General features: G+C 73.4%; 24 protein-coding genes and 2 tRNA genes. 14 read left to right on the top strand and 12 right to left on the bottom strand.

What is annotated here, in order from left to right:
* The first annotated feature begins 139 nt into the window (after positions 1-139).
* On the top strand, positions 140-1,912 hold the full coding sequence (locus ACFZCD_RS24315; RefSeq protein WP_391834229.1) for a putative bifunctional diguanylate cyclase/phosphodiesterase: 1,773 nt from the start codon (positions 140-142) through the stop codon (positions 1,910-1,912).
* Between the two features lie 93 nt (positions 1,913-2,005).
* Here the strand turns inward: ACFZCD_RS24315 and ACFZCD_RS24310 are convergent, their stop codons facing one another.
* Positions 2,006-3,097 carry an LLM class flavin-dependent oxidoreductase gene (locus ACFZCD_RS24310; protein WP_391834227.1) on the bottom strand — a complete coding sequence of 364 codons (1,092 nt, stop codon included), beginning with the start codon at positions 3,095-3,097 and terminating at the stop codon, positions 2,006-2,008.
* Between the two features lie 298 nt (positions 3,098-3,395).
* On the opposite strand from ACFZCD_RS24310, the gene ACFZCD_RS24305 reads away from it, so the two are divergent.
* From ACFZCD_RS24305 to ACFZCD_RS24280, 6 genes are all read left to right on the top strand, one after another.
* The gene (locus ACFZCD_RS24305; protein ID WP_391834225.1) at positions 3,396-4,154 is read left to right on the top strand and encodes an IclR family transcriptional regulator; all 759 of its coding nucleotides are present in this window, start codon (positions 3,396-3,398) and stop codon (positions 4,152-4,154) included.
* Between the two features lie 114 nt (positions 4,155-4,268).
* A tRNA-Lys gene (locus tag ACFZCD_RS24300) sits at positions 4,269-4,342 on the top strand.
* A gap of 155 nt (positions 4,343-4,497) precedes the next feature.
* Positions 4,498-4,959 (top strand): hypothetical protein, encoded by a 462-nt coding sequence (locus ACFZCD_RS24295; RefSeq protein WP_391834223.1) that lies wholly within the window; start codon positions 4,498-4,500, stop codon positions 4,957-4,959.
* A 55-nt stretch (positions 4,960-5,014) separates the two neighbouring features.
* Complete coding sequence (locus tag ACFZCD_RS24290; RefSeq protein WP_391834221.1) at positions 5,015-5,473, top strand: hypothetical protein; 459 nt, start codon at positions 5,015-5,017, stop codon at positions 5,471-5,473.
* Between the two features lie 76 nt (positions 5,474-5,549).
* Complete coding sequence (locus ACFZCD_RS24285) at positions 5,550-6,386, top strand: DsbA family protein (RefSeq protein ID WP_391834220.1); 837 nt, start codon at positions 5,550-5,552, stop codon at positions 6,384-6,386.
* A gap of 9 nt (positions 6,387-6,395) precedes the next feature.
* The gene (locus ACFZCD_RS24280) at positions 6,396-7,235 is read left to right on the top strand and encodes a cytochrome c biogenesis CcdA family protein (RefSeq protein WP_391834218.1); all 840 of its coding nucleotides are present in this window, start codon (positions 6,396-6,398) and stop codon (positions 7,233-7,235) included.
* Between the two features lie 87 nt (positions 7,236-7,322).
* On the opposite strand, the gene ACFZCD_RS24275 is transcribed toward ACFZCD_RS24280, so the two are convergent.
* The 3 genes from ACFZCD_RS24275 to ACFZCD_RS24265 all read right to left on the bottom strand — a co-directional run bounded on the left by ACFZCD_RS24275 (position 7,323) and on the right by ACFZCD_RS24265 (position 9,296).
* Positions 7,323-7,913: a lytic polysaccharide monooxygenase gene (locus ACFZCD_RS24275; RefSeq protein WP_391834217.1), complete on the bottom strand. Its 591-nt coding sequence runs from the start codon at positions 7,911-7,913 to the stop codon at positions 7,323-7,325.
* Positions 7,914-7,983: 70 nt separating this feature from the next.
* Positions 7,984-8,640 (bottom strand): nucleoside/nucleotide kinase family protein, encoded by a 657-nt coding sequence (locus ACFZCD_RS24270; protein WP_391834216.1) that lies wholly within the window; start codon positions 8,638-8,640, stop codon positions 7,984-7,986.
* A gap of 149 nt (positions 8,641-8,789) precedes the next feature.
* On the bottom strand, positions 8,790-9,296 hold the full coding sequence (locus ACFZCD_RS24265; RefSeq protein WP_391834824.1) for a C40 family peptidase: 507 nt from the start codon (positions 9,294-9,296) through the stop codon (positions 8,790-8,792).
* Between the two features lie 261 nt (positions 9,297-9,557).
* On the opposite strand from ACFZCD_RS24265, the gene ACFZCD_RS24260 reads away from it, so the two are divergent.
* The 3 genes from ACFZCD_RS24260 to ACFZCD_RS24250 all read left to right on the top strand — a co-directional run bounded on the left by ACFZCD_RS24260 (position 9,558) and on the right by ACFZCD_RS24250 (position 13,828).
* Positions 9,558-9,631, top strand: a tRNA-Lys gene (locus ACFZCD_RS24260).
* Positions 9,632-9,935: 304 nt separating this feature from the next.
* Positions 9,936-11,876 (top strand): glycosyltransferase family 2 protein, encoded by a 1,941-nt coding sequence (locus ACFZCD_RS24255; protein WP_391834214.1) that lies wholly within the window; start codon positions 9,936-9,938, stop codon positions 11,874-11,876.
* Positions 11,873-13,828: a galactose oxidase-like domain-containing protein gene (locus tag ACFZCD_RS24250; RefSeq protein WP_391834212.1), complete on the top strand. Its 1,956-nt coding sequence runs from the start codon at positions 11,873-11,875 to the stop codon at positions 13,826-13,828. Before ACFZCD_RS24255 ends, ACFZCD_RS24250 begins: the two co-directional genes overlap by 4 nt.
* Before the next feature lie 24 nt (positions 13,829-13,852).
* On the opposite strand, the gene ACFZCD_RS24245 is transcribed toward ACFZCD_RS24250, so the two are convergent.
* The 5 genes from ACFZCD_RS24245 to ACFZCD_RS24225 all read right to left on the bottom strand — a co-directional run bounded on the left by ACFZCD_RS24245 (position 13,853) and on the right by ACFZCD_RS24225 (position 18,293).
* Positions 13,853-14,902, bottom strand: coding sequence for a glycoside hydrolase family 6 protein (locus ACFZCD_RS24245; RefSeq protein WP_391834210.1), 1,050 nt, complete (start codon positions 14,900-14,902; stop codon positions 13,853-13,855).
* Between the two features lie 151 nt (positions 14,903-15,053).
* Positions 15,054-15,731: a class F sortase gene (locus ACFZCD_RS24240; RefSeq protein WP_391834208.1), complete on the bottom strand. Its 678-nt coding sequence runs from the start codon at positions 15,729-15,731 to the stop codon at positions 15,054-15,056.
* Between the two features lie 19 nt (positions 15,732-15,750).
* Entirely contained in the window at positions 15,751-16,398 is a 648-nt protein-coding gene (locus tag ACFZCD_RS24235; RefSeq protein WP_391834206.1) for a hypothetical protein, read from the bottom strand.
* Positions 16,399-16,593: 195 nt separating this feature from the next.
* Positions 16,594-17,373: an HAD-IIA family hydrolase gene (locus ACFZCD_RS24230; protein ID WP_391834204.1), complete on the bottom strand. Its 780-nt coding sequence runs from the start codon at positions 17,371-17,373 to the stop codon at positions 16,594-16,596.
* Between the two features lie 119 nt (positions 17,374-17,492).
* Positions 17,493-18,293: a hypothetical protein gene (locus ACFZCD_RS24225; RefSeq protein ID WP_391834202.1), complete on the bottom strand. Its 801-nt coding sequence runs from the start codon at positions 18,291-18,293 to the stop codon at positions 17,493-17,495.
* 201 nt (positions 18,294-18,494) lie between these two features.
* On the opposite strand from ACFZCD_RS24225, the gene ACFZCD_RS24220 reads away from it, so the two are divergent.
* Together ACFZCD_RS24220 and ACFZCD_RS24215 are read left to right on the top strand one after the other, a co-directional pair.
* A complete protein-coding gene (locus ACFZCD_RS24220) occupies positions 18,495-18,701 on the top strand; it encodes a DUF5988 family protein (protein WP_391834200.1) in 207 nt (68 codons plus the stop codon).
* Between the two features lie 2 nt (positions 18,702-18,703).
* On the top strand, positions 18,704-19,144 hold the full coding sequence (locus ACFZCD_RS24215; protein ID WP_391834198.1) for a hypothetical protein: 441 nt from the start codon (positions 18,704-18,706) through the stop codon (positions 19,142-19,144).
* Here ACFZCD_RS24215 and ACFZCD_RS24210 read toward each other — a convergent pair.
* Positions 19,110-20,222: an ROK family protein gene (locus tag ACFZCD_RS24210; protein ID WP_391834822.1), complete on the bottom strand. Its 1,113-nt coding sequence runs from the start codon at positions 20,220-20,222 to the stop codon at positions 19,110-19,112. The genes ACFZCD_RS24215 and ACFZCD_RS24210 overlap by 35 nt on opposite strands.
* A 134-nt stretch (positions 20,223-20,356) precedes the next feature.
* Between ACFZCD_RS24210 and ACFZCD_RS24205 the strand changes: the two genes are divergently transcribed.
* Entirely contained in the window at positions 20,357-21,478 is a 1,122-nt protein-coding gene (locus tag ACFZCD_RS24205) for a Gfo/Idh/MocA family oxidoreductase (RefSeq protein ID WP_391834820.1), read from the top strand.
* A 78-nt stretch (positions 21,479-21,556) separates the two neighbouring features.
* Here ACFZCD_RS24205 and ACFZCD_RS24200 read toward each other — a convergent pair whose 3' ends face one another.
* Both ACFZCD_RS24200 and ACFZCD_RS24195 read right to left on the bottom strand, forming a co-directional pair.
* Positions 21,557-22,720 carry an AAA family ATPase gene (locus tag ACFZCD_RS24200; protein ID WP_391834196.1) on the bottom strand — a complete coding sequence of 388 codons (1,164 nt, stop codon included), beginning with the start codon at positions 22,718-22,720 and terminating at the stop codon, positions 21,557-21,559.
* A gap of 130 nt (positions 22,721-22,850) precedes the next feature.
* On the bottom strand, positions 22,851-23,354 hold the full coding sequence (locus ACFZCD_RS24195) for a hypothetical protein (protein WP_391834194.1): 504 nt from the start codon (positions 23,352-23,354) through the stop codon (positions 22,851-22,853).
* Positions 23,355-23,626: 272 nt separating this feature from the next.
* On the opposite strand from ACFZCD_RS24195, the gene ACFZCD_RS24190 reads away from it, so the two are divergent.
* Entirely contained in the window at positions 23,627-24,712 is a 1,086-nt protein-coding gene (locus ACFZCD_RS24190; protein WP_391834192.1) for a PucR family transcriptional regulator, read from the top strand.
* Positions 24,713-24,899: the final 187 nt, after the last annotated feature.

Genomic DNA, 24,899 nt, shown 5'->3' with positions numbered 1-24,899 from the left:
GCTGGAACGGTCCCCCCGCGAGCTCTATGATCGCCACATTTCCAGCACGGATACCCCGGGCGGACGGCCTCCCGCCGCCTGTTCGGACACGCGTACGAGATCCATGAGACCCATACGAAACCAGTGCGGAACGAATGCCATGCGGGAGCGAGCGGTGAGCGGAACCCTCGATGGCCAGGGCGGCGCGCCCGGCCCTACGCCTACAGTCGTCACGCAACGTAGTGAATCCAGTGATTTTCGTGCCGCGTTCAACGCCGCGCAGCTCGCCATGGCCGTGGTGGGCCGCGACGGCCTGGTGCGCACCGCCAACCATGCGCTCGGGGCGCTGCTGGGGACCGATCCGGCCCGGCTCGCCGACGCCCCGGCCGCCGAGTTCACCGGTCTGCGCGAGGACTCGCGCACCTGGAGCGCCTACCGGGAGGTGCTGCTCGGCCGCCGCGAGCGGCTGCACTGCACCCGGCGGCTGAAGCACACCGGCGGGCAGGGGGTGTGGGCCGAGGTGATCGTCACACCGCTGCCCGACAGCTGCGACACCCTCCTCTCCGTCGCCGACATCAGCGACCGGAGGGACCTGCGGGCCCGCCTGCGTCACCTGCGGATGCACGACCCGGTCACCCGGCTGCCCAACCGCAGCCTGTTCTTCGAACGGCTGACCACCGCCCTGGCCACGGCCTCCACCGCGCACGGCGGCACCGGCCGGATCGGGGTCTGCTATCTGGACCTCGACGGCTTCAAGGCCATCAACGACACCCTCGGCCACCGCGCCGGGGACAGACTCCTGGGCGCGGTGGCCCGGCGGCTGAGCGAGTGCGCGGCGCCCGGCGGCCATCTCGTCGCCCGCCTCGGCGGCGACGAGTTCGCCCTGCTGGTGGAGGAGTCGGCGGGCACGGAGCAGCTCGTCGACCTCGCCGCCTGTGTCCAGGACCGGCTCCAGCGGCCGTTCGAGGTGGCCGGCCAGCAGCTGTCGGTCTCGGCGAGCATCGGCGTCGTGGAGCGCCCGGCGGCCGGCACCCACGCCACCGAGCTGATGCAGGCCGCCGACACCACGCTGTACTGGGCGAAGGCCGACGGCAAGGCCCGCTGGACGCTCTTCGACCCCGAGCGCAACGCCCACCGGATGACCCGTCAGGCCCTGTCCAGCACGCTGCGGCCCGCGGTCGAGCGGGGCGAGTTCGTGCTCCAGTACCAGCCGCTGGTGGGCCTGGTCGACGGGGTCGTCCGGGGCGTGGAGGCGCTGGTCCGCTGGCGGCACCCGCAGTTCGGGATGCTTCCGCCGAATCGGTTCATCGGCCTCGCCGAGGAGACCGGCGCCATCGTCCCCCTCGGCCGCTGGGTGCTGGAGACCGCCTGCCGCCAGGCCAGGCGCTGGCAGCTCGCCCACCCCGCGGAGCCGATCGTCGTCAGCGTCAACGTCGCGGTGCGGCAGGTGTGGGACTCCGACCTGGTCTCCGAGGTGGCGGCCATCCTCGCCGAGACGGGGCTGCCGCCGCGGCTGCTGCAGCTGGAGCTCACCGAATCGGCGGTGATGGGCTCGGCGGGCCGGCCGCTGCAACAGCTGCGCCAGCTCAGCGACATGGGCGTGGCCATCGCCATCGACGACTTCGGCACGGGCTACTCCAACCTCGCCTACCTCAGCCGCCTGCCGGTCTCCACGCTCAAGCTCGACGGTTCCTTCGTCCGGGGCTTCCGCGCCGAGGAGCCGCCGAACCCGGCGGACGAGACGATCGTCGAGGCCCTCGTCCAGCTCGCGCACCGGCTGGGGATCACGGTGACGGCGGAGTGCGTGGAGAGCGCGGAGCAGGCGGAGCGGCTGGGGCGGATCGGCTGCGACACCGGACAGGGGTGGTTCTACTCCCGGCCGGTGCCGGCGGACTCGATCTCGTCACTGCTGACGGCAGGGGTGCGGCCGTAGGACGAGCTCCGCCGCGGGCGGACCGCCATCCGCCCGCGGACGGAACGCTGGTCGAGCCCGTACGCGTCCGCTGGTCCATCCCGTACGCATCCGCTAGTCCATCCCGTACGCGTCCGCGATCAGTTCGTAGCTGCGCAGCCGCGCGGCGGGCCCGTGCACGTTCGCCGTGAGCATCAGCTCGTCGACCCCGGTCACCTTCACGAGGTGGTTCAGGCCCTCCCTGACCGTCTCGGGGGTCCCGTACACCGCGTGCGCCAGCCGGCCGTCCACGAACTCCCGCTCCGCCGGGCTGTAGTCGTACGACTCGGCCTCCTCCGGCGTCGGCACCAGCCCCGGCCGCCCCGTGCGCAACCGCAGCATCGACAGCGCCGAGGTGAGCACCTGGCGGCGGGCCTCCGCCGCGTCCTCCGCCGCGAAGGCCTGCACGCCGATCTTGGCGTAGGGGCGGTCGAGGACCGCGGACGGACGGAAGCACTGCCGGTACAGCTCCAGCGCCGCGACCGTGTTCTCCGGGGAGAAGTGGTGCGCGAAGGAGAACGGCAGGCCCAGCGCCCCCGCGAGGCGCGCGCTGAAACCGGACGAGCCGAGCAGCCACACCGAGGGCCGGTCGGCGCGCTGCACGCCGCCGGGGACCCGGCCCTGCACCGGCCCCGGCACGGCGTGCACGCCGGCGTAGCGGTGCCCCTCGGGGAAGTCGTCGTCGAGGAAGCGGATGAGCTCCGCGAGCTGCTGCGGGAACTCGTCCGCGCCCTCGCTGAGCCGGTCCGTGCGGCGCAGCGCGGCCGCGGTGGCGCCGTCCGTCCCGGGGGCGCGGCCGAGGCCGAGGTCCACCCGCCCGGGCGCGAACGCCTCCAGCGTGCCGAACTGCTCGGCTATCACCAGCGGCGCGTGGTTGGGCAGCATGACGCCGCCGGAGCCGAGGCGGATACGCTCGGTGCGGGCGGCGATGTGGGCGAGGACGACGGCCGGCGAGGAGCTGGCGACCGCGGGCATCGAGTGGTGCTCGGCGACCCAGAAGCGGTGGTAGCCGCGGCGCTCGGCCAGCCGGGCCAGCTCGACGGTGGTGCCGAGCGCCTGCCGGGCGGTCCGTCCCGCCCCCACGGTCGCCAGGTCCAGTACGGACAGGGGTACGGGGGCGCTGCCCAGGGCCTGCCCCCGGATGAAGTCGTCCTGCGCGTCGGGCACGGTGGTCCGCCTTCCTGTTCCTGATGGTTCGGCCCTCGACCGGTCCCTCGCCCGTCCCCGACGGGCCCGTGATCGTCTGCGGCGCCTCCGCGGCACCGCACCGGGCCTGCCGGTCCGCTGTGACCGGCCGGAAGTGGCAGCCGGAGATCCTCTCCGGTTATTCCCGCCCCGCCCCGGCAAAGCCTGCCGCCCGGCATGGCAGCGGCATATGCCGGACCGGCAACACCCTCTTCATCCCACATGTTTCGCGGTTATCGTGGTCGGCGGGAGACTCGCCGGAAGCCCGTAGGGGGAGACCGTGGCGCTCAAGCCCGACCCGACCGCGCCGTTCCACTCGGTGCAGTACGCCCTGCGGGTCCTCGAAGCCGTCGCCCGGCACTCCGGCGGCGTGACGGAAGCCCAGATCGCCCGGGAGACCGGCCTGCCCGCCGCCCACCTGGCACACCTCCTGCCGATGCTCCGCCGCGAGGAGTACGTGCAGCAGACCGGCGACGGCGGCTACGTCACCGGCGACGCCCTCGTCCTGCTCGGCTCCGGGGGCGACCGCAGCGCCGCCCTGCGCCACAAGCTGCAGCAGGCCCTGTCCGAGCTGCGCGACTCGCTCGGCGCGGCCGTCTACCTCAGCCGCTACATCGACGGCGAGGTCCGGATCACCCAGTACGCGGACGCACCGCACGCGCCCCGGGTCAACGAATGGGTCGACTTCCGCTCCGCCGCCCACGCCAGCGCGGTCGGGAAGTGCCTGCTCACCCAGCTCGACCACGACGACCGCCGGGACCACCTCTCGCGCCACCGGGCCGCCCGGCTCACCTCGCGGACGATCACCAGCGAGAAGGTGCTCCTCAGCACGCTCGACCGGCAGCCCGCGAGCGTCCCCGTCCTCGATCTCCAGGAGTACGCCGTCGGCACGGTCTGCGCGGCCGTCCCGGTCACGGCGGGCAGCTCGGTCGGCTGCGTCGCCTTCTCCCTCCCCCTGGCCCACGCCCACCGGCTGCGGCACGCGGCCGAGACCCTGAACCGGCGGGCCGCGCCGCTGCTGCTGTCGATGGCTCTCTAGCCTCGGCAGCCTCAGCACGGCCTCTCCGGCCCCCGCGCGCCCCAGGAGCACCTCCCGGAACGGGGGTGGTCGGGAGCACCTCCGCGGACCAGGTATATTTATCTCTGTCAGCAGGCGCCGCTAGCTCAGTTGGTTAGAGCAGCTGACTCTTAATCAGCGGGTCCGGGGTTCGAGTCCCTGGCGGCGCACAGACAGACGAAGGCCCTCACCGTCAGGTGGGGGCCTTCGCCGTGTCCGCTCCCGGCGCTTCCCGGCTCTTCCCGGCCGCCGATGACTTATGTCATCGGGGACCCGTGATCGGCGGATCTGCCCGCCGGCGCGCCGGAACGACAGAGTTATGGGCATGGACACGATGACGCTCTCCGCCGCCGCCCCGCTCGCCACCGCCCCCGCCGCCGCGGCTGCCGTCGCCCCCGCCGAGGACGAGATCAAGCCGCTGCCGACGTGGTTCTTCGCCTTCGAGGGCCTGATGTCCGCCGCCTACGACCTCTTCCAGGCCGACCACCGGGCGCTGTGGGCGCTGGGCGCCCTGGGCGTGGTCAACCTCGTCGTGTCCCTGACCGTCATGCGCTCGCGGCTGCGCCTGGCCAAGCGCATGTGGCGCGGCAAGAGCACCCGCAAGGTGGCCATCGGCCTGGTCGGCCTGCGGCTCGGCGCCCACCTGGCCCTCTCCCTCGCCGGGTTCGCCGTGGTCTCCACCGCCGGCCACCTGGCCTTCGCCGTCGTGATGTCCGCCACGACCGTCGCCCTGCTCTGGTACGCCCAGCGCGTCTCGCTGCGCGCGCTCGCGGCCGCGGGCGCCTGACCGGGGCCCGTAGCATGGGGCCGTCCGTCCCGCCGCGCACCAGGAGAGGAGCACCGTGACCAGCACGACCGAGCGTCATCGGCCGGCGGCCGCGGCCGTGCTCCTGCTCCTCCTCGCGGTCCTCTTCGGACCGGTCCCGGGCGGCGCACAGCCGTCCGCGGCGGCCGTCCCGCCCGTACGCGCCACCGAGTCCGTAAGCACCACGCAGCCCGCACGCGCCACGGAACCCGTACGCGCCACGGAGCCCGCACGGCACGCGGACCCGGCGGCCGCGCACACCGGCGAACCCGTACGGGCCGACGCCCCGGACCCCGGCTCCAGCTGCCGGCAGCAGGACGTGCCGCTGAAGGACGCCGAGACCGCCGTCCCCTCCGCGCACACCGACCCCGTCACCGCGCCGGGCACCGCCCGCGCCCCGCTCCCCCAGGCCCCCGCGCCCCGGGCGACCGCGCCGCGCGCGCCGCCCGCCTCCGTCGCGGGCTGCGCCGAGCTGCTCCCCGTCCTGCGGATCTAGATCCGGCCCGCACGGCCCCGCCGGGCCGTGTTTCGGCATACCCAGATTCCGCACGCTCCAGGGAGCTTTCTCCTCTATGTCCGTAAAGTCCTCGAAGTCCCCGAAGCCGGCGCCGAAGTCCCCGCAGGCTGCGAAGGGCGCGAAGGCGCCGAAGCCCTCGAAGGCCAAGGCCGCGCCCTCCGTCCCCCTCTCCCGCCGCATCGCCGCCCTCGGCGCGATCCTCGCCCTCGTCGCCGCCGTCGTCGCGGTCGGCATGGCCATCGGCAGGAGCGGCAGCGGCTCCGGCAAGCGCGGGCCCTCCGGCTCCTCCTCCGCCGACCCGATGCAGGGCGCGTACGAGCGCGCCGAGCAGGCCACCAGCCGCCGCCAGGACGGCGACCCCCTGGCGCTCGGCCGGAAGGACGCGCCGGTCGTGCTCGTCGAGTACGCCGACTACCAGTGCTCGTACTGCGGCAAGTTCACCCGCGACAGCCAGCCCGAGCTGGTCAGGAAGTACGTGGACGAGGGCGTGCTCCGGATCGAGTTCCGCAACTTCCCGATCTTCGGCAAGGACTCCGAGCGCGCCGCCCGCGCCTCCTGGGCGGCCGGGCAGCAGGGGAAGTTCTGGCAGTTCCACGACGAGGTCTACGCCAAGCTGCGCAAGGGCGACGCCCTCGCCGAGGACAAGCTCGCCGACCTGGCGGGCAAGGCCGGCGTCACCGACATCGACCGCTTCCGCTCCGACCTGAACGGGCCGGCCTCCGAGGAAGCGGTCAAGAAGGACCAGGAGGAGGGGTACCGCCTCGGTGTCACCTCCACCCCCTCCTTCCTCGTCGGCGGCCGCCCCATCGCCGGCGCCCAGCCGATGGCCGCCTTCGACGACGCCATCGCGCAGGCCCGGGACGCCGCTGCCGCGAAGAAGAGCGGGAAGTAAGGAGCCGGCGTGACCGACATCGGCTACCTCGCCGCGTTCCTCGGCGGCGCCCTCGCCCTGGTCAGCCCGTGCAGCGCGCTGCTGCTGCCGGCCTTCTTCGCGTACTCCCTGGCGAGCCCGGGCCGGCTGCTCGCCCGCACCGGCGTCTTCTACGCCGGCCTCGCGACGACGCTCGTCCCGCTCGGCGTCGCCTCCACCGCCGCCAGCCGGCTCTTCAACGGCCACCGCGACCTGCTGGTGACCGCCGGCGGCTGGATCGTGATCGCCATGGGCGTCGCCCAGATCGCGGGCCTCGGCTTCGCCTCGAAGAAGGCGCAGGCGGCGGCCGGGCGCATCACCCCGCGCACGGCCGCGTCGACGTTCCTGCTGGGCTGCGTCTACGGGCTGGCCGGGTTCTGCGCCGGGCCCATCCTCGGCGCGGTGCTGACCGTGACCGCGGTCAACGGCAACCCGGTGTACGGCGGCTCGATGCTGGCCGTCTACGCGCTGGGGATGGCGCTGCCGCTGTTCCTGCTGGCCGTCTTCTGGGACCGCTTCCGGCTCGGCGGCCGGCGGTGGCTGCGCGGGCGCGAACTGCGGCTCGGGCCGGTGCGACTGCACACGACGTCGCTGGCCTCGGGCCTGTTCTTCATCGGCATCGGGGTGCTCTTCCTCGCCTACGACGGGACGACGGGGCTGCCCGGCGTCCTGGACGCCGACCAGGAGTTCCGCCTGGAGGAGCTGGCGTCCCGGGTGGGCGGCGCGGTCCCGGACTACGCCCTGCTGGCGGGGGTGGCGCTGGTGGTTGCGGGGGTGCTCGCGAGGTTCGCCCTGCGGCCGGCCAAGAAGGGCGACTCCGGGACGGAGTGAGCGAGCCGGGCCGCGGACGGGCCGGGCCGGAACGGCGGCGCCTCCCCGGGGTGGGGCCGGGGAGGCGCCGGGAGGCTCCGTCGTCCGTCAGAACTGGACGTCGGAGCAGGCGTAGAACGCGTTGCCCGTGTCCGCGACGGTCCACACGGCGAGGACGAGCTGCTTGCCCGTCCGGCCGGCGGGGAAGGTGCCCTGGTGGGAGACGGTGGCGTCGGGCACCCGGCCGCCGTAGGGCACGGTCAGGAACGGCTGGAGTTCGAGATCGGCCCGGGTCAGCGGCCGGCTCGGGTCGTAGGTGGGCTTGGTGAGGTAGTAGCGGAAGTCGGTCGTGGCGTGGCGCGCGGTGAGCCGCCACCGGAACGTATAGCTCTGGCCCGAGGTGACCTTCGTGCTGGGCCACTGCCCGCCCCGCGGGTCGTCGAGCTCCGCGAAGCGGCTGTTGCCGCCGGCGCACAGGGTGCCGTCGGCGGGCCCGCGGGCGGGGAAGCCCTTGGAGCCCTCGACGCTCTGCGGCTCCCACTGGATCTCGCCGCAGTCCTCGACGGTGCCGTTGGCGCAGTACACCTGCCGGCTGGTGGGCGTGTCGGTATAGCCGTGGCTGCTGGCGCTGCCGGTGGCGAACACGGACACACAGGCGACGCCGATGCCGATGATCGCCGCACTGATCTTTTTGCGCATGCCTTTGCTCCTCGGAGAACGTGGGGGGTTCTGTGAGCCGAGTGAAATGCGGTCTAGACCAAGGCGGAGGCTAGTACCGGCCGTTTGGCATGTCTAGGCCAACGGTCGAAAGGATCCGGTCGCACCCCGTACGCGACGCCTTCACCTTCTCTCCATTGGGAGCGTCGTTGCCCTGCACCCATGCCCGCGCGGCGGCCGCGTCCCGGCCTCCGGTCATTTGCCGTTCAAGGAGGCGCCCTTGACGCACTTCGTCAGGCGTCTCCAGGTACCAGACCTCCGCGAGGTACCGGCGGGCGTCGCGCCAGCCCGGCTCGTCGCAGGCCAGGTAATTGCCCTCGGTCACCACCAGCCGGGCGGACGGCGGGACGAGGTGCCGGGCGGCGACCGGCTCGTGCAGCGTGCGGTCGTAGTCCGGCACGTAGATGTCCCGATCCCGCTCCTCCACCACCCGGCGCAGCAGATCGGCGTAGCCCCAGACGTCGAAGCTCGGCGCGGAACCCTTGCGGCCGGTCAGGCCGAGGCGCTCCAGCTGGGCGTTGGAGAGGTGGAAGCCGTCGAGGGGCAGGTACGCGGCCGAACCGGCGCCGTACTTCCGCTCCAGTTCGGCGACCAGGGCGCGGGCGAGGGTCGACTTGCCGGCGCCGGGCGGCCCGGCGAGCCCGAGGACGGTCCGGCCGGGCGTGCCGGCGAGGGTCCACGCGGCGGCGGCCATTTCGCTGATCATCATGCGGGCACGCTAGCGCCGCGCTTCAGGGGCGTACGGGGGCTCCACCGCTCGCGCCGTCCGCCGGGCCCCGGCGGCACCCGGGGCGCAAGGCCGGACCGGCCGGGGATCCGCCGGCGGACTCACCGCACCCGCCAGTAAAGATGACGGGCTCACCGCACCCGCCCGTAGAGATTCGGCCGGTAGTGCGAGAAGGACGAGATCCGCACCTTGAGCCCGCGCCGCGGCGCCTCGATGTAGCGCTCCCCGCCCAGGTAGAGCGCCACGTGGTGGACGCCGGAGGCCCGGCCGTCGCCGGACCAGAAGACGAGGTCGCCGCGGCGCAGCGACCGCCGGGAGATCCGTTTCGTCGCGCGGTACTGGTCGGCGGCGACGCGCGGGAGTCGCACGCCCGCGCGACGGTAGGCCTGCTGTACGAGGCCGGAGCAGTCCCAGCGGCGGGGGCCGTCACCGCCCATGACGAAGGGGTCCCCCAGATGGCCCATGGCGAAGCGGATGGCCGGTTCCAGTCGGTGGTCGGCGGGCGGGGCCGCGGGGAACACCACCCGGGGGCCGCCACGCCCGGGCGCCGGTGCGGGTGCGGCCGCCGCCGGACCCGCACCGGGCCCGGCCAGCACCGCCGCCCACACGGCCGCCACGACCGCGCCGCGTATTCGCACCAAAGCGCGCTGCACCTTCCCTCGGGCCGTCGCCCGGCCGTCGCCCGGCGCCCTGCCAGTACTCGGCCACAGCCTCCCAGCGGCCCGGGGGAACCGCATGCCGGAGCGGGCGGGCGGGTGACCCGGGGCTCGGCCGCCGTGGTCGTACGGGGGCCGTCCGGGCGGGCGCCCGGACCGGTAGCCGGGCGGACAGCGGGCAGGCGGCCGGGCGGGTGGTCGGGAGCACCCCTCGGGATCGGGTAGAGTTTTCTCTGTCAGCAGGCGCCGCTAGCTCAGTTGGTTAGAGCAGCTGACTCTTAATCAGCGGGTCCGGGGTTCGAGTCCCTGGCGGCGCACGCGAATCTCAAGGCTCCTCACTCTCGGTGAGGGGCCTTGAGTCATTTTCCGGTCAATGACATGCCTCATCACGACAGGTCGCACCACTTTGCCCGGTAAACACCTTGTTTCACCCTTGCGATCATGACCCGGCGTCCGAGATCCTGAACGGACAGCGATGACCCAACATCAATGAGTGACCATTGAGTTGAGTTGGGTGGCGCCGGGGGGGCCGGTGCTCTTGGGGTCCGTGCGGCCGTGGGGGGCCGGACGAGACCCGCGATCTGACACACGCAGTCAGCATGCGTGCGGGGGGAAATGACCATGACGTCCACTCCTGCCGGCGCCCGGCGGCAGCTCCACGACCCGACGGCAGCGGCCAGGCCACGTACACCCGTCCGCCCGGGGACCATTCCTCAGCAACCCGGCCATCACCAGCCCGAGCCCAGACAGCCCGGGCAGGACCTGCCGGGCCGCAGCCGGCCCGAGCAGGATCAGCTCCGGCCCGGCCGGCCCGGGCGCGGTCAGCCCGGTAACGACCGGGCGCTGCCCTCGCGCCCGCCGAGAGCCCGGCCCCGGTTCGACTACGAGCACTACAGCCGCCTGGCCGGCCCGCTCACCCAGCCCGGCCCGGACCGTCCGTACCGGGTGCGCTACCGCAGCCTGCTCGCCGAGGAGACGCACCGCGTCCTCGGCGCGGTCCTCCTCGGGGCCGCACCCGTCGTCTCGCTCGCCCTGCTGATCTGGCTGATGCAGCCCGCCCACTGGACGCAGCGCGACCACGCCACGCCCCTGATGCGGGCGCTGGACACGGTGATGCTGGTGTCGATCGGCCTCATCGAGCTCTTCCGCACGATGAACGTCGCCTCGAACGCCCATGCCACCCTCGTCGCGCGCGACCCCGTCCCGGTGGTGCCCGAGACCGGCACCAAGGTGGCCTTCCTGACCTCGTTCGTGCCCGGCAAGGAGCCGCTCGAGATGGTCACCCGGACCCTGGAGGCGGCGGTCCGGGTGCGCCACCGCGGCCCGCTCGACGTCTGGCTGCTCGACGAGGGCGACGACCCCGCCGTGAAGGCCGTCTGCAAGCGGCTCGGCGTGCACCACTTCTCCCGCAAGGGCGTCGAGAAGTGGAACCGGCCCAAGGGCGCGTTCCGCGCCAAGACCAAACACGGCAACTACAACTCCTGGCTGGACGCCCACGGCGACGCGTACGACTTCTTCGCCTCGGTCGACACCGACCACGTACCGCTGCCCAACTTCCTGGAACGCATGCTCGGGTACTTCCGTGACCCCGATATCGCGTTTGTCGTTGGTCCTCAGGTCTACGGGAACTACGATGCGGCCGTGACCAAGGCCGCAGAAAGCCAGCAGTTCCTTTTCCACGCCCTGATCCAACGCGCCGGAAACCGCTACGGCGCACCCATGTTCGTCGGCACCAACAACGCGGTCCGGATCAGCGCCCTGAAGGGAATCGGCGGCCTCTACGACTCCATCACGGAGGACATGGCCACCGGCTTCGAACTGCACCGTCACCGCAATCCGGCAACCGGCCGGAAGTGGCGCTCGGTCTACACCCCGGACGTCCTCGCGGTCGGCGAAGGACCCAACGCCTGGACGGACTTCTTCACCCAGCAACTGCGCTGGTCCCGGGGCACCTACGAGACCATTCTCAAGCAGTTCTGGAAAGGGCCCTGGTCACTTTCCCCGGGGAAACTCCTCAATTACAGCCTGCTGGTCATCTATTATCCGATGACCGCACTCAACTGGATGCTCGGCGCGCTCAGCTGCGCCCTCTTCCTCGGGCTCGGCGCCTCCGGGATCCAGATCAACTCCGAAGTCTGGATGATGCTCTACAGCGACGCGGCCGCCCTGCAGATCGGGCTGTACATCTGGAACCGCCGGCACAATGTCTCGCCGCACGAGCCCGAGGGTTCGGGCGGGCTGGCCGGCATGGTGATGTCCGCGCTCTCCGCCCCGGTCTACGCCCGCTCGCTGATGGATGCCGTGCTCCGCCGCAAGAGCCGCTTCGTCGTCACGCCCAAGGGTGATTCCGCCAGCCCCGACACCCTTTTCGGGACCTTCCGCATCCACCTGTTCTTCCTGGGAGTCTTCGGCGGCTCGCTGGTGGCCTCCTTCTGGCTCGGCCACACGCACGTGGCGATGCGCACGTGGGCGACGCTGGCCCTCGCGATCAACGTCGCCCCGATCGTCGCGTGGTGGTGGACCACGCGTAACGCCAAGAAAGCCGTGGAGGCCCCTCGATGAACTTCCGGCGTTACCGTGTCAGCCGCCGCACCCGCCGCTTCGCGGTCGGGTCGGGGGTGGTGCTCGCCCTGGCGGGCATGAACGGGCCGGCCATCTGGGGCTACGCATCCCACCAGTACCACGACTACACGATCAACCAGCCGGAATACAAGGCGAAGAACGGCCACTGGTCCGTGGTCGACGTCCCCGAGCGGTATCGCATCAATACGATCCACGCGGCCCTGCTGCACACGGGAAAGGTCCTCCTCGTCGCCGGCTCGGGGAACAACGCGGCGAATTTCCGGGCGAAGTCCTTCCGCACGGTCCTGTGGGATCCGGTGCGGAACACCTACAAGGACATTCCCACCCCGAAGGACCTCTTCTGTGCCGGCCACACCCAGCTGCCCGACGGCCGCCTCCTGGTGGCCGGCGGCACCCAGCGCTACGAGAAGCTGGAGGGTGACATCACCAAGGCCGGCGGCCTGATGGTGGTCCACAACGAGGACCCGGACAAGCCGATGACGCTGCCCGCGGGCACCCGCTTCACCGGCCGCAAGAACGGCAAGACCTTCGAGTCGAAGGACGCGCTGCTCGTCCCCCGCGCCAAGAAGGAGCAGAACAAGGAGACCCACAGAGTCACCGTCACGGTCTCCACCGCCCGCGTCTATGTCGAGGCGCTGGAGAAGGGGCACGAGTTCGAGACGGGCCTCACCGACAATTACCGGGTCGAGGGTCTCACCGGCAAGGACGCCCAGAACGTCTACGGCATCGCCAACAAACTCTCCTTCGACAAGAAGGACTTCCAGGGCATCAAGGACTCCTTCGAGTTCGACCCCGTGGCCGAGCGCTACATCACGGTCGATCCGATGAACGAGGCCCGCTGGTATCCGACCCTGACCACGCTGCAGGACGGCAGGGTCCTCTCGGTCTCCGGGCTCGACGAGATCGGGCAGGTCGTCCCGGGGAAGAACGAGATCTACGACCCGAAGACCAAGAAGTGGACGTACCTGACCAAGGAGCGCTTCTTCCCGACCTATCCCGCCCTCTTCCTCACCGACAAGGGCCGGATCTTCTACACCGGTTCCAACGCGGGCTACGGCCCGGCGGACAAGGGGCGGGTGCCCGGCCTGTGGGACCTGTCGAGCAACCAGTTCACCGAGGTGCCCGGCATGAGCGACCCGGACACCCTGGAGACCTCGATGTCCGTGCTGCTGCCCCCCGCCCAGGACCAGCGGTACATGGTCCTCGGCGGCGGCGGCGTCGGCGAGGACGCCCGGGCCACCGCCAAGACCCGCATCGTCGACCTGCACGCCGACCGGCCGCGCTTCCACGACGGGCCCGACCTCTACGCCAAGGCCCGCTATCCCAGCAGCGTCATCCTCCCGGACGACACGGTGCTGACCACCAACGGCTCGGGCGACTACCGCGGCCGCAGCGACTCCAACGTCCTCAAGGCCGAGATCTACGACCCGGCGGACAACAGCACGCACGCCGTCGCCGATCCGCTGGTGGGCCGCAACTACCACTCGGGGGCGCTGCTGCTGCCCGACGGCCGCGTGATGACGTTCGGCTCCGACTCGCTCTTCGGCGACAAGGCCAACACCAAGCCGGGCGTCTTCCAGCAGCAGATCGACCTCTACACCCCGTCCTACCTCTACAAGAAGGACCGGCCCGAGCTGAAGGACACCGCTCCCCGGACCGTGGAGCTCGGCGGCTCGGCCACGTACCGCACGGACCGCCCGCAGGACATCGCCAAGGCGCGTCTGATCAGGCCGGGGGCGTTCACGCACGTCACCAACGTGGAACAGCGGTCGATCGCCCTGGAGTTCAAGCGCTCCGCGGACGGGATCACGGTCACCCTGCCGGAGGACCCCTCGCTGGTGCCCCCCGGGTGGTACATGCTCACGGCCGTGGACGGCCGGGGCGTACCTTCGCCGGCGGTGTGGGTGAAGGTGCCGGTGGCGAAGTCGTAGCCGACGCCGTAGCCGTAGCCGGGGTCAGTGTGCGTTGCGCGCGAGGTCCAGGGCGTAGGTCTCCCACCACTTGCCGGCGCCCGGGCCGCCCTTGCACGTGCCGTCGGACTCGCCGGGGCGCTTGACCCACAGATACGCGTCCACCTTGGAGTCCCCGGTGCGGGTGGTGGGAGGGGAGCCGAGGGCGCGGCCGCGGGGGTTGCACCAGGCCTTTTCGTGGTCGGGGGCGTTCAGCGGGCCGTTGCCGTTGCGGCTGGTGTCGATGACGAAGTGCTTGCCGCCCAGCAGGCCGGACAGCCGGTGGCCGTAGTCCTTGCTGGCCTTGGTGGTCTGGAAGTTCGACACGTTCAGCGCGAAGCCGTCGGCCCGGTCGATGCCGGCCCGGCGCAGCGGCTCCGCCATCCGGTCGGGCGGATTGACCCAGCTGGGGTTGCCCGCGTCGAGGTAGACCTTGGTGTGCGGGAGGTCCTTGAGGCGGCCCACCGCCTCCTTCAGGAGCGCGAACCGCTCCTCGTGGTACTGCTGGGGGGTGCAGCCGTCGGAGATGTGCGGCAGGGCGTCGGGCTCCAGGATCACCGTCGCGCCGCGGTTGCCGATGCCCCGGACGGCGCCGTCCAGCCAGCCCCGGTAGGCATTGCCGTCGGAGGCACCGCCCTGGGAGTACTGGCCGCAGTCGCGGTGCGGGATGTTGTAGAGCACGAGGAGGGCGATGCGGTCGGACTTGGCGGCGGCTTCGGTGAAGCCGCGGGTCTGCCCCTCGGGGTCGTCCGGGCCGATCCACTCGGCGACGGGCTGCGCCGCGATCTTGCTGAGGAGCTGGGCCTGGCTGCTGCGGCCGCCCCGGCGGAGCTCGGAGGCCCGCTTGGCGGCGGTGGACTCGGGGTTCACCCAGAAGGGCACCCGGTCCTTGGGCTGCTGGGCGGGGGCCTGCGGGGGCGGGGCTTCCTTGGGCGGTGCGGCGGAGGACGAGGAGGAGGAACAGCCTGCGAGCAGCAGCACCGCCCCCGCGGCGGCCCCGGCGGTGCTCAGAGCCGCGCGCGCCCTGCGGGCGCGGCCGGTGTGCCTGCCGTACATCGATTCCCCCTCGGGTGCATTCCTGTAGGGGTGTCCCCACGCCCCCACGGGACATGACCGGTCCCTGCAATGCTGGCACACCTCGGTGCCGGACCGTGAGTGATCTGTGGATGACGGGGAGTCAATTCGCTCGGTTGGAGCACGCATCCGCTCATCCCCGTCCGGTTCCGGTCAGATAGGCCGAGACGACGATGTTCGCGCTGTACGAGCGGCGGGCGCGGTCGAAGTCGCCGCCGCAGGTGATCAGGCGCAGCTCGGCGCGCTTCCCGTCGCGCGGCCCGTAGGCCTTGGCGGCGTCGAAGCGCTCCTTGGTGAAGACGGAGACGTCCTCGACGGTGAAGTCGGCGGTGCTGCCGTCCGCGCGGCCGACCGCGACGGTGTCGCCGGGTTTGAGGCTGCCGAGGTCGTAGAAGACGGCGGGCGCGTTGTCGGTGTCGACGTGGCCGACGAGGACGGCGGCGCCGGGCGTGCCGGGCTGGGGCCCGCGGCGGTACCAGCCGACGGTGCCGGCCCGGTCGTACGGGGGCGGGTCGACGGCGCCGGCCGGGTTGAGCCCCCGGGGCTCGACGGGGGCGTCCACGCCGGCGGCCTTGATGGTGAGCGTGCGGGGCTCGGCGGCGGGGAGGGGCGGGCGGGCCGGGGGCAGCGGTGCGGGGACGGGGCGGCCGGCCGCGGCGACGTCGCCGGTCGTGGGGGTGACGGAGGACCCGTGTCCCTCGGTGATCTCGCGCCCCCACAGCCACAGGCCGATCAGCAGGGTGATCCACACCGCGCCGGTCAGGAGCCGGCCGCGGCTGCCGGGGCGGGGGTGCGAGGCGGGGTCGGACATGGTGGGGAACCGCTTTCGCTCACTGCTGCCGGGAGGACTCGGTGCGGCGCCGGTGCCAGATCAGGCCGGTGGCGATGAGCGCCGTGACGCCCGCGAGGACGAGGCCGGGGGTGCCGGGGGCGTTCTCGGCGGCGGTGGCGCCGCCGCCCGCGGGGACGGGCGCCACGGGGGCCGGCGGCTCGTGCGGCGCCTGCTGCCGGGGCGGCTGCGGGTGGACGGCGGGCCGGCTGTCGAGGGCCCGGTCGCGGTCGGACTGCGGCGCCGGGGAGGGCGGCGGCACCTGCTCGTGGCCGGACGGGGGCGGCAGGGGCTTGCCGTGGGGGACGACGGTGAGCTTGCCCTCGGCCGTCGCGTCGTCGCCGTCGCAGGTGACCCGTACGGGATAGACGCCGGGGTCCACGGACGAGCGGACGGCGGCCTCGGCGAACAGGCCGGCCGAGTCCTTGGCGAGCCGGGCGTCGGCCACGAACGCCTCGGACGCGGCGGTGGCCTTGTCGCCCGAGCAGCCGGCGACGCGCAGGTGCACCCGCCCGCCGGGGTGGCTGCTGACGGGGGTGAGTTCGATCGTCCCGGACATGGTGGCGGGCTCGTCGCCGGCGTGCGCGGGGGGCGCGCAGACGGCGACGGCCGCGAGGGCCCCGCACAGGGCAAGGCGGACAGCGTCCATGGTGAACCTCCTGACAGTCAGAGATTCACCCGCTATTCCCGGCGGGCGCATCCGCTCCGTGGGCGGGTTGCTCCGTTCGGTGCCGGACGGGGCCCGTTCAGGTCAGGCCCGGGGCGGGACCGCCGGACAGGACCGCCGAGCCGGGCGGCCGGGCGTTGCCGGACGGGGCGTCACCAAGCGCTGCCGGACCGGGCGTCAGACGAGGTCGACCAGGTCGGCGATCGAGTCGACGACGCGGGAGGGCCGGAAGGGGTGGAGGTCGACGTCCTCGGGCCGGGTCAGCCCGGTCAGGACGAGGAAGGTCTGCATGCCCGCCTCCAGCCCGGCCAGGATGTCGGTGTCCATCCGGTCGCCGATCATGGCGCTGCCCTCGGAGTGGGCGCCGATGGCGTTGAGACCGGCCCGCATCATCAGGGGGTTGGGCTTGCCGACGAAGTACGGCTCGCGGCCGGTCGCCTTGGTGATCAGCGCGGCCACGGAGCCGGTGGCGGGGAGGGCGCCCTCGGCGGACGGGCCCGTCTCGTCGGGGTTGGTGGCGATGAAGCGCGCACCGGCGTTGATCAGGCGGATGGCCTTGGTGAGCGCCTCGAAGGAGTAGGTCCGGGTCTCGCCCAGGACGACGTAGTCGGGCTCGGCGTCGGTGAGGACGTAGCCGATGTCGTGCAGGGCGGTGGTCAGGCCCGCCTCCCCGATGACGTACGCGGTGCCGCCGGGCCGCTGGTCGTCCAGGAACTGGGCGGTGGCCAGGGCGGACGTCCAGATGTTCTGGACCGGCACGTCCAGGCCGATGCGGGCGAGGCGGGCGTGCAGGTCGCGGGGGGTGTAGATGGAGTTGTTGGTCAGGACGAGGAAGGGCTTGCCGGATTCTCTGAGCCGCTTGATGAAGGCGTCGGCGCCGGGGACGGGGACGCCCTCGTGCATCAGGACGCCGTCCATGTCGGTGAGCCAGGACTCGATCGGCTTGCGCTCTGCCATGCGGGGACTCCTGCCGTACACGCCCGCTTCGCGGGGCTGGGGGACGCCGGCTCGCACCTCTTCGTGCCACGGCCTGCCTCCCAGCGTAAACAGTCCCCGCCGGGTGCCCGCCCGCCGCCTCAGCGGCCCGAGCGCCTCGCGCCCACGACAAGGGACGCCCCTGCCAGGAGCAGGGCGCCGCCCGCCGCCGCGATGGCGAGGAGGGGCCGCCGGGATCCCGCCTCGGCCAGGACGGGTTGTACGGGCTGTGCGGCGCCGGCGGCCCGGCCGGAGGCCTTGCCGATGCCGAACGTGTAGGCGCCGGACTCCCCCGCCCGCTCGCCGCCGGCGCCGCGCTGCCGCACGGTCGCCGCGTGGGCGGTCACGGGCTCTTCGGGGGCGCCCGCGGCGAAGCCGAGGCGCACGCGGACGGGCACGCTCCCGTGCGCGGGGACGGAGAAGCCGCCGAACCCGGGGGCGCCGGCGGCACGGCCGGTGCGGTCGGTGCGGCCTGTGCGATCGGTGCGGTGGTCGTCCGGGGCGCCGTCGCCGAGGACGCCCACGGTCTCCGCCGCGCCGGTCCGCTCGAACCGGACGGGGCGCCAGCGCGCGGCCCGGGCGTCGTAGAAGTCGAGGCGGACGTCCTCCGGCCGCAGCGCTCGGCCGTGGCCGGCGAGGACCACGACGGGGTGCACGGCGCGGCACTCGGCGCCGGAGCCGTTGCGCAGCTCCAGCTGCCAGGTGCGGGGCTCGGCACCGCGCTCGTACGTCCCGGGGCCGCCGCTCAGCCGCGCGGCGACGGGGAAGCCGGGGGCTCCGGGTGCGGCGCAGCGGGGGCGCGCGGGGTCCGTTCCGGCCGCCGGGATCGCGGGGGCGGGGGCCGCCGTCGAGACGATCGCGAGCGCGGTGGCGCCGAGGACGAGCGCACGGGGCTTGGGCATCGCGGGACCTTTGCGGTGGGGGTCGTGGGGTCCGGTTGCTGCCTCGAACCTCCCACCGCCCGCCCGCGGGGCCCGGCCCGGCGCGGCCGCGTACCCCGGCCGGCCGTCACATACCCCCCGATGAGCCTATTTTCGTGTCATCCGAGTGGAGCCGGTGCGCCTGGCCGTGCCGGCCGGGCACCGCCCGGTCAGGATCGGGGCATGGCCACTGCTGAGAAATGCGTCCTCCAGGGCGGGCCGGAGGGTCTCCCGGAGCACATCGTCCCGGTCCCGGCGCCGGGAGAGGAAGTGAAGGTGCCCTTCCGGGGCGGTTACGAACATTTCCGGCCCACCTCACGGCAGTGGGACACGCCCGGGGGCCGGTTGCCGGTCTACGAGTGGGCGGGCCGCACGGAGGTGGCGGAGTAGCGGTGACGGAGGAGCGCGGCAGCCGCGGGGCGCAGGGCCCGAGGAGCGGCGACGACGCCGAGACGTACCGGAGGAACCCCCTCAAGAGCCTGGCCGGGCTGCCCCTGGTCGGGGACCTGCTGGAGCCCTTCCTGGGGCACTACCCCGGCAAGGACCTGCCCGCGGTCTTCTCCGCGCCGCACTTCCGCGGCCGCTGGGCGGAGCTGACCCCCGGCACGCACGAGCACGGCGGCCCCGTGCGGTCCGTGCTGGTGCCGGAGCGGCGCGGCCGGCCGGGCAAGGGGCCGCGCCCGCGCTGGGTGGTCACCCTGTGCACCGGGCCGCACCTGACGGGTGCGAGCATGCGGTTCGAAGAGGGCGACGACGCCTCGGAGTTGCCGGAGGACTTCGCCGCCGCGGTCTCCTCGGTCAAGGTCGAGAAGTTCCTGGGGCCGGGCTCGTGAGGCCGCCCGGCCGCCGGTCCCGCCCGAACAGCGACGCCAGGACGAGCTCGGCCGCCCCTTCGACGACGGTGCGCCCGCCGGCCGGGGTGACGGCCACCGGGGCCGCGCCGCCGAGCACCTTCCGCACTCCGGCCGCGTAGGTGCCGGGGTCCTTCAGCAGGGCGCTGCCCCCGAGCAGCACGAGGTCGATGTCCAGCAGCCGTACGAGGTTGGCGGCGCCGACGCCGAGCAGCCGGGCCGCCTCCGGGCCGTCGCCGCGGGCGACGGCCTCCAGGCACAGCGCCTCGATGCAGCCGCGGTCGCCGCAGGGGCAGGGCGGGCCGTCCAGCCGGAGCACCTGGTGACCGAACTCCCCCGCGCCCGTCCGCGCCCCCCGGTGCACCGCGCCGCCCAGCACGAGCCCGGCGCCCAGGCCCGTACCGAGGTGGAGGTACGCGAAGGAGCCGGCCGCGCCGACGCAGCCGCGGAGCACGAGGCCGAGGGCGGCGGCGTTGGTGTCCTTGTCGACGACGACGGGCAGGCCGAGCCGCTCGGCGAGCGCGTCGCGCAGCGGGAAGCCGTCCCACCGGGGGAAGCCGGTGACGCGGTGCAGGACGCCGGTGCGGTGGTCGAGCGGGCCGGGCAGGGCGACGCCCGCGCCGAGGAGCGCGCCGGCCGCTCCGGCCCGTACGCGGGTGACCTCCGCCGTGACCGCGTCGAGGACCGCCTCCGCGCCCGCCCCGAGGTCGAGGGGGGACGTACGGGTCACGGTCTCCGCGCCGGAGAGGTCGACGAGCGTGACCGTCAGGGCGTCGCGGTCGAGGTGCACGCCGAGGGCGTGCGCGGCCTCCGGGACGAGGCGCAGGACGGTGGGCGGCTTGCCGCCCGTGGACGCCCGGCGGCCCGCCTCGGCGGCCAGGCCGGCGGTCCGCAGCCGTGCGGTGATCTTGCTGACCGCCTGGGGGGTGAGGCCCGTGCGGGCGGCCAGCTCGGCCCGGCTCGTGCCGTCCGGCCCGGCGTCGCGCAACAGGCCCAGGAGGAGGGCGGTGTTGTGGTCGCGCAGGGCGGTGAGGTTGGCGCCGGGAGGCGGGGGCGGCATGACGTTCACGGCTCCATTGTCGCTGCCGCTTGCAGTTTTGCAACAGCGTTGCCAAAGTGGAGGGCATGGACGGCATGGATGGCAGGGACACCGAGGGCGGCGAGGGCAACGAAGGCATGGACAGCATGGTCGGCATGAGCAGCGGCGAGAGCGGGACCGCCCCGCGCGAGGGCTTCCGGGTGGGCCTGATCGGCTACGGGCTCGCGGGCTCCGTCTTCCACGCCCCGCTGATCGCGGCCACGGACGGCCTCGTCCTCGACACCGTCGTCACCGCCAACGCGGACCGGCAGCAGCAGGCCGCGGCCGAGCACCCCGGGGTGCGGACGGTGGCCGGCAGCGACGCGCTCTTCGAGCGGGCCGGGGAGCTGGACCTGGTCGTCATCGCCTCCCCCAACCGCACCCACGTGCCGCTGGCCCGCGTCGCCCTCGAAGCCGGCCTCCCCGTCGTGGTCGACAAGCCGCTCGCGGGGACGGCCGCCGAGGCGGAGGCGCTGGCCGGCCTGGCCGACGAACGCGGCCTGCTGCTGAGCGTCTTCCAGAACCGCCGCTGGGACAACGACTTCCGCACCGTGCAGCAGCTCCTGGCCGACGGCGCCCTCGGCAGCGTCCTGCGCTTCGAGTCGCGCTTCGAGCGCTGGCGGCCCCGGCCGAAGGGCGGCTGGCGCGAGTCGGGCGACCCGGCGGAGATCGGCGGGCTCCTCTACGACCTGGGCAGCCACGTCGTGGACCAGGCCCTCGCCCTCTTCGGGCCCGCCGCGTCGGTCTACGCCGAAGCGGACGTGCGCCGCCCGGGCGCCGAGGCCGACGACGACACGTTCATCGCCGTGACCCACGCGAACGGCGTCCGCTCCCACCTGTGGGTCAGCGCCACCACGGCCCAGCTCGGCCCCCGCTTCCGGGTGCTCGGCAGCGAGGCGGGCTACGTCAAGTACGGCCTGGACCCGCAGGAGGCCGCCCTCCGGGAAGGCCTGCGCCCCGGCGCCGGCAACTCCGCCTGGGGCGTCGAACCCGAGTCCCTGTGGGGCCGCCTGGGCGCGGGCGAGTCCCCCCAGACGGGCGGCGGCGACCCCGTACCGACGCTGCCGGGCGACTACCCCGCCTATTACGCGGCCGTCGCAACGTCCCTGCGCACGGGCGCCGAACCCCCGGTGACGGCGTGGGAGGCGGCGGCGGCGCTGCGGGTGCTGGAGGCGGCGCGGGTGTCGGCGGCCGAGGGCCGGACGGTGCGGATCGAGCAGGGGGTTCAGGGGACTTAGGACTTAGGGGACTTCGCGCTTGGTCGAGCTCGCCGTCTACGCCGGTGTGACAGGTGTCCGGGGGCAGGTGCGGACGCGTCAGCGTTTGGGCCAGTGCCAGAGCGGCTCGTCCAGCATGCCCTCGCGGCCCGCGACGTCCGTCTGTCCGGAGGCGTCCTTGACGAGGGCGATCGGGTTGACGTCGATGCGGTGGCGGCCGGCGCCGTGGGTGAGGGCCTCGGCCAGGCCCGGCGCGTGCGTGACCACCACGATCTGGGTGTCCCGGGCCGCGGTGAGGATCAGGTCGGCCAGCGGGGCCAGCAGGTCCGGATGGAGGCTGGACTCCGGCTCGTTGAGGACCAGCAGCGCGGGCGGGCGCGGGGTGAGCAGCGCTGCCGTCCACAGCAGGTAGCGCAGGGTGCCGTCGGAGAGCTCGGCCGCGCCGAGCGGCCGCAGCAGGCCGCGCTGGTGCAGCTTCAGCTCGAACCGGCCGCCCTCGCTGACGATCTCCACCTCGCTGCCGGGGAACGCCGCGTCCACGGCGGCGCCCAGCGCCTCGTGGTCTCCGGTCTCGCGGATCGTCTGCAGGGCGGCCGCGACGTCCGAGCCGTCGTGCCCGAGCACCGGCGTACGGGTGCCGGTCTGCGCGCTGCGGGCGGGGGCGTGCGCATCGGTCCGCACGTGGTCGTAGAACCGCCAGGACCTCATGTGCTCGCGCAGCCGCAGCAGGTCGGGGGCGAGCTGCGGGTCGGCGAGCTCGCTGAGCATGCTGTCGTAGGGGCGGACGGCGTTCACCGAGCTGTGCCAGGTGCCGTTCGCGGTGCGGGTGCGGACGGCGGGGCCGGAGCGGTCCGAGAGCAGGGCGGCGGGGCGCAGCACCGGCCCGGCCCAGGTGCACTCCCGCTTGATCTCGGGGTCCAGGTTGAACATGGACGGCGCGCCACCGCTGCCCGCGGTCGGTATCGGGTGCCCGAAGTCGACCGCGTACCCGAACTCGTCCCCGGCGAAGCCGAGCCGGAGGCTCGCCGCCGGGGAACGGCCGCTGCCCTTCCTCTCCCCCGCCCACAGCGTGGAGGCCAGCCCGCCCTCCCGCGCGAGCGCCGCGACGGCACCGCCCCGCGCCGAATCGGCGAGCAGCCGCAGGGCCCGGTAGAGGCTGGACTTCCCGGTGGCGTTGGCTCCGGTGACCACGTTCAGCCGCCCCAGGGGGACGATCAGGCGGCGCAGGGAGCGGTAGTTCTCGACGGCGACGGTGGTGAGCATCGGACCTCTCGGTACATAGCGGTACATGCTCCCGCCAGTCTGCCAAGAGGCACTGACAACGCCTTCGCGAAACGGCCCACGGGCGGTCGGCAGACGGCCCGCGGACGGTCAGCGGAAGGACGGCGGAAGTTCAGCGGGCCACCGGCGGCCGCCGGAACCAGGCGGCGGACTCCTTCGCCAGGCAGTTGACCAGCACCAGCGCGCCCAGCGCGAGGCCCGGCCCGCCCGTGAGCTTGCCCATCGCGAGGCTGATCAGGGCATTGGCCAGGATGAGCCCGCCGATGACCGCCGCCGCGATCCGTACGCCGTTGCCGCCGCTGCGGAACCTGGACGCGACGACGAAGGACGCGACACCGAGCACGAGGCCGACGACGCCGGTGGCGTACGCCTGACCCCGGGTCAGCTCCTGACCGTCGGGCGCGCCGACCGCGGCCAGGGCCGTGAGAAGGACCCCGCCCAGGGTCTGGAGCCCGCCGAGGACGAAGAGCATGGTGCGCGCGGTCTTGACCCGGCTGGGCATCGGCATCTGCGCCGGCATCTGTACCGGGGCCGGGGGCGTGGCGTACGGCGCCGGGTATCCGGCCGGGAACGGGCTGCTGCTGTCCGGGTTACCGGACTCCGGGTTGCTGCTCACGGGTGTCTCTCCGCTTCGTGGGAACCGCCGGGGAGAGGACCGGGACCTTGGTACCGGACGTTCCGGCGGAACCGCTTGCCGGAATCCGGCACCAAGGTCACCCCCGTTTCCCCGTGCCCGCATCATGACCTGCACGAACGTGCGTCCGCATTGCCGTAACCCGGCAGTCTTTACGCGTTCCTGATGCCGGAGTGCGGCGCATCCGGAGCCGTCTGCAACCCTGGTCCGCGCTAAGAACGCATCAGCAGCGTGTCAGGACCGGGAGAGAACGCGTGACGCAATGGGAGCTGCCCGAGGAGTATGCGTCCGGCTATGCCGGCATACTCGTCGACGCCTCGGCCACCGGCCGCCGCCTGACCCGCGACGAACTGGAATCACGCCGCGCCCTCGGCGAGCTCGCCGCCCGCGGCGGCCACGGCCTGCGGCAGCTCGTCGTCGGCCACCTGTCCGCCACCCGCACCATCTGGCGCTCCCTCCCCGTCCCCGCGGGCGCCCGTGAGGCGCAAGCCCTCACCGACAGCCTCCTCGCGGCGGCCGAACAGGCCGTCGACGCCTTCGCCGAGGGCTACGAACAGGCCCAGCGCCTGGCCGTCCGCCAGGCCGAGGCCGCGCGCCGCGAGTTCATCGACGACCTCCTGCACGGCCGCAGCGACCCCGGCCACCTCTCCGAGCGTGCCGAACGCTTCGGACTGCGCCTCGCCCACGCCCACGCGGTCGCCGTCGCGTCCGGCCCCGACCCGTACGACGACCTGCACCCGGTCACCCACCGCGTCGAGTCCGCGCTCACCACCCGCTTCGGCGACCGCCAGATCCTCCTCACCACCAAGGCCGGCCGGCTGGTCTGCATCGCCCCCGGCAACCAGGACGACGTCCTCGCCCACTTCGCCAAGCACGCCCACGACGCCACCGGCGGCGGCCAGGTCGCCATCGGCCGCCCCCACCCCGGCGCCGGCGGTGTCGTCCACTCCTACGAGGAAGCCCTCAACGCCCTCGACCTCGCCGACCGCATGGCCCTCACCGCCCCGGTCCTGCGCACCGCCGACCTCCTCGTCTTCCCCGTCCTCACCCGCGACCGGCAGGCCATGGCCGACCTCGTCCGCACCACCCTCGGCCCCCTCCGCCAGGCCCGCGGCGGCGCGGAGCCCCTCCTCGAAACACTGAGCGCCTACTTCGACGCGGGCTGCACGGCCGCCGAGGCCGCACGCCGCCTCTCCCTGAGCGTCCGCGCCCTCACCTACCGCCTGGAACGCATCCACCAGTACACGGGCGCGGACCCGTCCGACGCGATGCAGCGCTACACCCTGCAGACGGCGGTCATCGGGGCCCGGCTGCTGGGGTGGCCGGGGCAGGAGATCTGAGGCGGGACGGCGAACCGGGGCGCAACCGGGCGGCGCCGGGTGGCACCTGGTGGCACCTGATGGCGCCACTTGATGCCACACGGTGCCATCCGGTGCCACCCGGTGTCATCACGCGCCCGTAAGAGCACAGAGACACCCTCCACGCCACGGTACCCCAGCCCAAATTTCTAGCGTTTCCGCAGGTCAA

It is taken from the genome of Streptomyces sp. NPDC008001 (assembly GCF_042958085.1).
Lineage (GTDB): Bacteria > Actinomycetota > Actinomycetes > Streptomycetales > Streptomycetaceae > Streptomyces.
Note: the sequence above shows the minus strand (reverse complement) of the source record. Positions and strands in the feature narration are given on the sequence as shown.